The sequence below is a fragment of the Pseudomonas sp. MF08875 genome, from assembly GCF_059862525.1.
Genome location: NZ_JCBCUW010000033.1, coordinates 61,098 through 68,978, shown reverse-complemented (window position 1 = coordinate 68,978; position 7,881 = coordinate 61,098). Strand labels below are relative to the sequence as shown.

At 57.6% G+C, this 7,881-nt stretch carries 7 protein-coding genes; 1 reads left to right on the top strand and 6 read right to left on the bottom strand.

Annotated elements, in window-relative coordinates:
- Positions 1–129 precede the first annotated feature (129 nt).
- From AC19YT_RS19010 to AC19YT_RS18985, 6 genes are all read right to left on the bottom strand, one after another.
- Positions 130–528: a nuclear transport factor 2 family protein gene (locus tag AC19YT_RS19010; protein WP_095108796.1), complete on the bottom strand. Its 399-nt coding sequence runs from the start codon at positions 526–528 to the stop codon at positions 130–132.
- A 38-nt stretch (positions 529–566) separates the two neighbouring features.
- Positions 567–1,343, bottom strand: a complete 777-nt coding sequence (locus AC19YT_RS19005; protein ID WP_256576572.1) for an N-acyl amino acid synthase FeeM domain-containing protein — start codon at positions 1,341–1,343, stop codon at positions 567–569.
- A 193-nt stretch (positions 1,344–1,536) separates the two neighbouring features.
- Positions 1,537–1,980, bottom strand: coding sequence for an HIT family protein (locus AC19YT_RS19000; protein WP_500610820.1), 444 nt, complete (start codon positions 1,978–1,980; stop codon positions 1,537–1,539).
- 217 nt (positions 1,981–2,197) lie between these two features.
- On the bottom strand, positions 2,198–3,325 hold the full coding sequence (locus AC19YT_RS18995; RefSeq protein ID WP_500610819.1) for an acyltransferase family protein: 1,128 nt from the start codon (positions 3,323–3,325) through the stop codon (positions 2,198–2,200).
- Between the two features lie 203 nt (positions 3,326–3,528).
- Positions 3,529–4,815, bottom strand: a complete 1,287-nt coding sequence (locus AC19YT_RS18990) for an OprD family porin (RefSeq protein WP_095108792.1) — start codon at positions 4,813–4,815, stop codon at positions 3,529–3,531.
- A 270-nt stretch (positions 4,816–5,085) separates the two neighbouring features.
- On the bottom strand, positions 5,086–5,502 hold the full coding sequence (locus AC19YT_RS18985) for a hypothetical protein (protein ID WP_500610818.1): 417 nt from the start codon (positions 5,500–5,502) through the stop codon (positions 5,086–5,088).
- Positions 5,503–5,612: 110 nt separating this feature from the next.
- On the opposite strand from AC19YT_RS18985, the gene AC19YT_RS18980 reads away from it, so the two are divergent.
- Positions 5,613–7,712 carry a TonB-dependent receptor gene (locus tag AC19YT_RS18980; protein ID WP_500610817.1) on the top strand — a complete coding sequence of 700 codons (2,100 nt, stop codon included), beginning with the start codon at positions 5,613–5,615 and terminating at the stop codon, positions 7,710–7,712.
- The last annotated feature ends 169 nt before the right edge of the window (positions 7,713–7,881 follow it).

Sequence of the window (7,881 nt, the reverse complement as noted above, 5' to 3'; positions counted from 1 at the left end):
GAGTCAGCTGCCGGTAATGCGTAGTCATCTGCGCTTGAATCCTTCGGTGTGAGAGCCTGGATTCTACCGGTGGCTGGCTCTCTGCCTCTCGTTTCAAGCGTTGCGCTTATTCTATGAATTCAGGGGGTGTTACAGGCGCAATACGGATTTGACGATATAGATGCACTTGGAGAACAGGCCGAGGCCTTCGATAGTGTCCCAGTGCTCCATCAGCACACCGTTTTCGACACGGTAGATATCGATCACCTTGTAATTGACGGTAAAGAAGCGATGTTTGGCCCAGTGCTTGGCATAGAGAAACACATAGTCCCCTTCGGCACACACCCGTTCAATACTGGTACCCGACTCCGGAAAGGTCTTGAAGAACTGAGTGAAGTACGTCTTGAAGCCTTCGCGCCGCGGCGGAATAAACACGTTATTGTGCTGAACATATTCTTCGGCAATATGGGTATCGGCGACCGCAAGTTCCCGATTACCAAACATACGTTCATAAAATTCGATAACGGCTTCTTTGTTCTTGGCTTCCATCTTCGATCAACCTCGTCGTTTTAGTTTTTCTAGGGGGTTCATACCGCCAGCGAGTGGCGCATGGTGCGAGCGGCCAGGGTGTGGCGCATCAGGTCGTCAATGTCGTGCAGGTCCGGGGGGCAACTTTCCAGGCCGAAGAACGGCGTCACCGAAGGCAGCAAATCGCCTTTGTACAGGGCGTAGTAATGTTCGCCGCGGGCCGGGATCTGGAAGAAAATGCCGTCCTGGTCGAACACAAAACTGTCGAATTTCGGCGCCAGCCGTGGCTTGACGTAGGTGATGAAGGTTTTATACCCGCCCTGCAGGGCCACCAGCGAAGCGCCGGTCATCGCCAAGGCGTTGACCACGTTTTTTACCGGCGAATGCTTGTCGACGATGAGGCGCGACAGTTCAACGCACTCATTTTCATAATTAGGCCCGGAGAACTTCACCAGGTCAGCATGGCTGATAAACTCGCCGGACTCGTGGGGAAACGGCGTAATACGTTGCGTGCCAATAATTTCACCGTCGTAATAACAGGCGAACACATAAGAACGCGGGTCGTATTCGTCCAGGCACACAGTGTCGTCCACGGCATCGCCGAACAGTGTCTTGTAATACACTTTGCGCTGCCCGTATAACCGATAACGGGCACGGGAAAGCTCGATGAATTCGGCCGGCGTTATAACCTGCCTAACTTTGACTTTATCGGACTGGCACATATCCTGAAGCACTGAATCATAGAAGCTGTAGATCGCCGAACCGGCTGAATCATCTTTTACCAATTGCATGCTTGCGGAAGGTAAAGCAATTTTATTGCTCGCGAATGACGACATGAGAATCCCCTTCTTAGTGTGACCTGTATTGTTTGGCTCGGCCCAGCGGCACAACTCAACTGCCACAGTTCAATACATAGCTTCGCCTCCTTGCGTAGTTATCGAATTGCCCATCACTATTTACAGCGCACGCCGAGACAACTGAACCCGGAAAACCCGGGTATGTCTTGCCACTAAAACGGCATCCTACGTATTACGCTGACAGCAACTTCAAAGATTCACGGATACGCGCCGCCCGCTCGCTCAGTACTTCAAACGGTGCGGTTGCCAGGTTGGCATGGGCCAGGTTGAAACCATCATCCACGTACCGGGCCAGCACATGCAGGTGCGCGTGGCCAACGGTTTGACCCGCCACGGCGCCATCGCACAGCAGCAGGTTGATGCCTTCGCAGGGGGTGTCATCGAGCAGCAAGCCGCTGTTGCGTAGCGCGGCGGCCATCTTCTGGCCAATGCGCATCATGTGGCCGCAGGTGTCGGGAGCAATGTCGGCCAGGCCACTGGCATGGGCCTTGGGGATGACGAGAACATGGCCGGGTGTGATCGGCTGAATGGAGAGAAATGCCAGGCACTGGTCGTCTTCGTAGACAACGCTGGCTGGTAGGTGACCGGAGACAATTGCACAGAAAATGCAGTTCACGGATAGCTCCCTCTATTGTTATATGTGCCCGCCCGTGGGTAGTCGATCCGGGCGTGCTACAGGCTGAATTCCTTTACAGCGCTTGCAGGTGTGAGCGCACAGCTTGTAGGAGAAATTACGCCCGGCGTTTGGCGTCTGTACATGGGAGTTTTGAAATGTTTTGTATCTCAACGCCCAGGAAATGCGTATCAAATTGATTTGCATCAGGTTTATTTCTTTACAAAGGCTGTAGGGCCGGCTTGCGACCGATGAGCGAGCGGCCATACGCCTGGCCCTTGAGTTCGATGTACTGATAGGTGAAGGACGAGATAAACACCACGGCCAGCACCACCAACGCGGCAGTGAGGTTGTTCAACAGCACATTGCCGGTATCCAGGTGGCGGGCCTCAGCACCGTTAAACGTCAGCGTCACGCCCAAGACTTTCTCCAGCACCATGAACATCGATACGACACAAAACAGCACCGCCGCATGGGTCAGATAAATGGAGTAGGACAACTTACCCAGCAGGCGAAACAAGCGCTGCGTGCACAGCCGGGAGAACGCCCCCGCCTCGAAGGCAAATGCCACCACGACCACACAGAACGACAGGCAGACCACCAGGAACTTCTGTTCAATATCCGCAACCATCAACACCCCGGCGACCAGCAAAGAAACGCCCTCGATCAACGTAAAAACCATGAACCGCGGTTTTACCCGGCCGGCCACAACAGCAAAAAGCCGATAACACAGCGCCCCGGCGAAAAAGCAGAACACCCCGCGCAATGCCTCTTGGGTAAAGAACTCGTTCTGCCGATAGATCAGCGCAAACGCCCAGCCACACAGGGCCAGCCAAAGGAAAAAGCGGCGCTGGCCGGTCAGGGCAAGGGTCAGGGCAAACAGCATGTAGGTGTAGTACTCGATGCTGATACTCCACGCCGGGAAGTTGAACGACAGCGGATTGGTCCAGTGCGTCCAGGATTGCAGCAAGAACAAATTGGGCAGTATTTGCGCAGGTGCAGACTTACCACTAAAAGGTTCGTGATTGAACGAGATGCCCTGGTCATAGGCGAGGATCTTGCCAAACTCCAAAACAATAAATATCCCCAGCATGAAGATATGCAGCGGAAACAGGCGAAAGGTTCGGGAGATGAAAAAGTGCCTGAAATTGAACGCCATCCTTGAACCATAAACATGGGTCAGGACAAACCCGCTTAACACGAAAAAGAACGACACCAAGGCGTAGGAATGCCGAAAGAAAGCCAACTCGGTAAAGCTGTCGTAGATGCGCAAGTGGTAGACCACCACCGCCAATGCGCAAAGCCCGCGAAAACTGTCCAACGCATGAAACCTATGGTCTTTGTGCATATGCCGCCCTTCTCTGCCGCCGATGGCGCTAGCGCCTCCTATCCATATAAACGGCGAGATCAGGGCTCATTAATGGCATTTCGCAAGCGTAGACCACACACAGTCGACTGGCCATTGCACGACCATCACACATAAAAAAACCCCGAACCAGTCGGGGTTTTTTCGTTCAGCCAGCCCTCAGGTCAGCGTCACACACGCGTTCATCAGAACACGTTGATCGGGTAGTCGACGAACACACGCAGCTCGTTACCGCTGTCGTTGTATTCAGCCGATTTTTGCGACACCCGCAGGATGGAGCTACGCAGCCTTACGCTCAGGTCTTTGGCCGGGCCGCTTTGGACCACGTACTTGAACTGGTTGAAGATTTCGCGCTCGGTACCACCGGTGCTGGTGGAGGTGGTGATGTTGTCGCCACGCACGTAGGCGAAGTTGTAGCTCAGGCCCGGCACACCGAAGGTGGTGAAGTCCAGACCGTAGCCCAACTGCCAGCTGCGCTCGTCTTCGGCGTTGAAGTCAGACCAGTAGGAGTTGGCCAGGTAGATGGTGTTGCCACCGTCACCGACGCGACCTGTGTTCTGGTAGCCGCCGTACGGGTAGCCGGTGTTGGCGTCGCCGGTGCTGCGCTGGTGCGCCAGGGTGAACGAGTGAGCGCCGAGGGCGTAGGTGGCCGCCAGGCTCCAGATTTTGTTGTCGTCGCCGGTCAGGCCGTTGTCTTTGACGTAGGAGCTGTCCAACTTGCTGCGATAGCCGTTGAAGTCCAGAGTCAGGGACTGGTCAGTGGCCAGCGGGAACACGTAGTTGAGGTTGATGTACTGCTTCTTCAGCACGTCTTCGACGTCGGAAGCGTACAGCGCGCCCTTGAACTGTTCGGTGAACTGGTAGCTACCGCCCAATACGTTGATCGACTTCAGGCCGCCGCTGTCGTGGCCTTCGGCGCTTTTACGCGATTCGGCGGTGAAGCGGCCGGCGTTCAGTTCCAGGCCTTCGATTTCTTTGGAAGTAATCAGGGTACCGGTGTAGCTCTCTGGCAACAGGCGACCGTTGTCGTAGTTCAGCACCGGCAGGGCCGGCATTTGGTCGCCGTAGGTCAGGGTGGTGCTGGACAAGCGGAACTTCACTGCCGCGCCGGCCTTGGCCAGGTCGCCGGCCGGGTTGCCGCTGTCGCCCAATTTGAAGAAGTCGATACCGCCGCCACCGCTGTGGCTGCCTTTGTCCAGGCGCACGCCGTACAGGCCGAAGGCGTCAACGCCCACGCCGACGGTGCCTTGGGTGAAGCCGGACTTGAACGTGCCGATGAAGCCTTGGCCCCATTCACGCTGGTCACGGTTGCCGTCTTTCTTGTCGCGATTGATGTAGGCGTTACGCAGCAGCACGTTCAGGCTGCTGTCTTCAACGAAGCCCTTAGCCTGGGCTTGTTCGTTAGCCATTGCCTGAGTGGCTGTTGCGCTCAAAATCCCCAGTGCGATCAGACCGATCCGCTTATTCAACATATTATTTTCCTTATTTCGGGTTGATACGCGCTGTGACGGCAGACAGGGAGGCGTTTGAACGCTCTTTTTCCCGGCCCTAAATAAAAAAGCCCGCCCCACGAACCAACGCGGCGGACCTCTTATTATTTTGATATATGGCTTATAGCCACAGGCGTTGAGGCGAATCCTATCCGCGCCCTCAACGACGTGTCAATTTCATGAATCTTCTGTCAATAGGCCAATTTCTTATAAGTCTGCCAGACGTGACCTACACCTAGCCGGGTCGAATACTCAAGCCTGCGCTGCTGCGTCGCCACAGCCCGCGTCTTCGCACACCTGCGCGGGCGCTGAAAACGGGGTGTCGATGCGGCCCCAGGACTTGCGCTGCCAAGCCGCGAACACTGCGGGTTTACCCAAGCAGGGGCCAATATCGATCAGCTGGAAATGGCCGTCCTGTTCCAGCGCCAAGGTCGAGAAACCCTGCCCGCAAAGCCAGGCCAATAGGGCACGGCTTTCTTTTACAGGGTCGGCCAGTGCAGCACGGCTGACGCACGCCAGCGCGCGGCTAAAGGCCGCGGGTTGCAACCGCAGCAGCAGCCTAGCCCTGCCATCGTTTAAGAAAAATACCGTGTCGGGTTTTTGTCTGTTACGCCCCTGGTAAAAATGGCTGAAAGCCCTTGCCCTGTGCATCAAAGACCGCAGAAACATAACGAAACATCTAAATTGCACAGCCAATCAATAATAATTAACCAGAGTAAATAGCACGCATTATCATTCGCACCCTCTTCTGTTCTTCACATATTTGGATGCGTTTTCCGATGCCTGCCCCTTTCCGCCTTTCGCCCGTTTCCCTTGGGCTTTGCACTTTGCTGTGCGCCGGTTTTGCCAGTGCCGCCACCACCGTATTGCCCGCCACCGCCATCAGTGCCCAAGCCGATACGCCGGACGACGACCCACGCGTCAAGCAAACCAGCACCGCGACCCGCACCGCCACGCCTGTACGCTACGTGCCGCAAGCGATTGATTCGGTGAAAACCGCCAATGTCATGGACTACGGCAACAACGATTTGGGCAAGGCGTTGAGCGGCCAACCCAATATCAGCAGCGGCGCCGACACCCGCTTCGACAGCCTACGCATCCGCGGTTTCGACGCCAGCAACGACTTCTACCTGGACGGTATCCGCGACGACAGCCAGTACAAGCGTGATCTGCACAACATCGAGCGGGTAGACGTGCTCAAGGGCCCGGCGGCGGTGCTCTATGGCCGTGGCAGCCAGGGCGGGATCATCAACCGGGTGAGCAAACTGCCGCAGTTCGGCCGCCGCTCCACCCTTGAAGCACAGGGCGGTAGCGAAGACCTGCGCAGCCTCTACGCCGACCTGAGCACCGACCCCAGCGACAACCTCAGCCTGCGCCTGAACATGGGCAACGAGGACCAGAACAGCTTTCGCGATGGCGTGGACGGCAACCGCCAGTTGTTCGCCCCGTCCATGAGCTGGCAATTGACCCCCGAGCTGAATTGGCTGGTGCAGTACGAATACAGCCGTTACAACCGCACCCCCGACCGTGGCATCCCCGGCATCAACGGGCGCCCGGCGGACGTGGGCCGCGACACCACCTACGGCGGCGAACACGATTTTATCGACGACAAATCCCAGTCCCTGCGCTCCAAGCTCAGCTACGAGTTGGCCGACAACTGGCAACTGCGCCACACCCTGGGCGTGTTCAAGCTCAACAGCGACTTCGATAACACCTACCAGACCGGCTACGACAAAAAAACCGGCAAGGTCACCCGCCAGCACTGGCAGCAGGACCTCACCACCCGCAACGTCTACAACAACCTGGAGCTGGAGGGTGGCTTCGACACCTTCGGCCTGGAACATCGCCTGCTCACCGGCCTGGAACTGGGCAGCCAACGCCGCGACCCGACCCTGTACAACGCCGCCACCAAAGGCGCCAATGTGCTGCCGGTACCGGGCCTGGACCTGTACAACCCCGATCGCAGCCTGGTGCATCGCGGCGCCATGACACTGTTCAGCAGCAGCCATACCGAAGTCGAAAGCCGCGCGGTGTATGTGCAAGACCAACTGCGCCTCAACGATCAATGGCAACTGCTGGCCGGCCTGCGCTACGACACCTTCGATATCGAGTCCACCAACAACCTCACCCGCCTCACCGAGGACCGCGACAGCCACAGCACCAGCCCACGGCTGGGCGTGGTCTGGACGCCGTTGCAGGACCACTCTTTCTACGCCTCCTGGACCAAGACCTTCTCCCCGGTGGGCGGCGGCCTGATCGGCATCACCCCGGGCGCGGCCGGCAATACCAACGACCTGAGCCCGGAGCTGACCAAGCAGAAAGAAATCGGAGTCAAGAGCGACTGGCTCGACGAACGCCTGAGCACCACCCTGGCGGTGTATGAACTGGAACTCTACAACCGCCGCACCACCGACCCGGACGACCCCACCAAAACCGTGCTCAGCGGTATGCAGCGCTCACGCGGCATCGAGCTGACGGCCGCGGGCAACATCACCGGCAACTGGTACTTACGTGGCGGCATCGGTGTGCAAGACGCCACCATCGTCAAGGACAACAACGGCCAGGAAGGCAAACGCATCAACAACGTGGCCAAGCGCAATGGCAGCCTGTTCCTGACCTGGAAACCACACATGGGCTGGTACGCCGAAACCGGCCTGACCCTGGAAGGCGACCGCTTCGCCGACAACGCCAACACCACCGTACTACCCGGCTACGGCCGTTGGGATGCGTTGGTGGGCTTGCGCCAGAAAGACTGGGACCTGCGCGCGGCACTGAACAACATCACCGACCGCACCTACTACGCCTCGGCCACCAGCGCCGCGCAAATCCAACCCGGCGCACCGCGCAGCCTGGTGGTGACGGGAACCTATAGCTTCTAAACCCCAAAACCCCAGGCAAACCTGTGGGAGCGGGCCTTGCCCGCGATGGCGCCAGCCTGGCCAGTGAATAGGCGGGCCTCATTGCGGGCAAGCACGTTCCCACCGCAGTGGGTGGCGCTCAAAACCCACAGGGAGGGATCTGCGGGGATGGTAAATGGCAAATCCTGAA

Excerpts from the sequence above, each read along its gene's own strand:
- AC19YT_RS19010 (WP_095108796.1), bottom strand. The coding sequence starts at position 528 with ATGGAAGCCAAGAACAAAGAAGCCGTTATCGAATTTTATGAACGTATG.
- AC19YT_RS19005 (WP_256576572.1), bottom strand. The coding sequence starts at position 1,343 with ATGTCGTCATTCGCGAGCAATAAAATTGCTTTACCTTCCGCAAGCATG.
- AC19YT_RS18995 (WP_500610819.1), bottom strand. The coding sequence starts at position 3,325 with ATGCACAAAGACCATAGGTTTCATGCGTTGGACAGTTTTCGCGGGCTT.
- AC19YT_RS18990 (WP_095108792.1), bottom strand. The coding sequence starts at position 4,815 with ATGTTGAATAAGCGGATCGGTCTGATCGCACTGGGGATTTTGAGCGCA.
- AC19YT_RS18985 (WP_500610818.1), bottom strand. The coding sequence starts at position 5,502 with ATGTTTCTGCGGTCTTTGATGCACAGGGCAAGGGCTTTCAGCCATTTT.
- AC19YT_RS18980 (WP_500610817.1), top strand. The coding sequence starts at position 5,613 with ATGCCTGCCCCTTTCCGCCTTTCGCCCGTTTCCCTTGGGCTTTGCACT.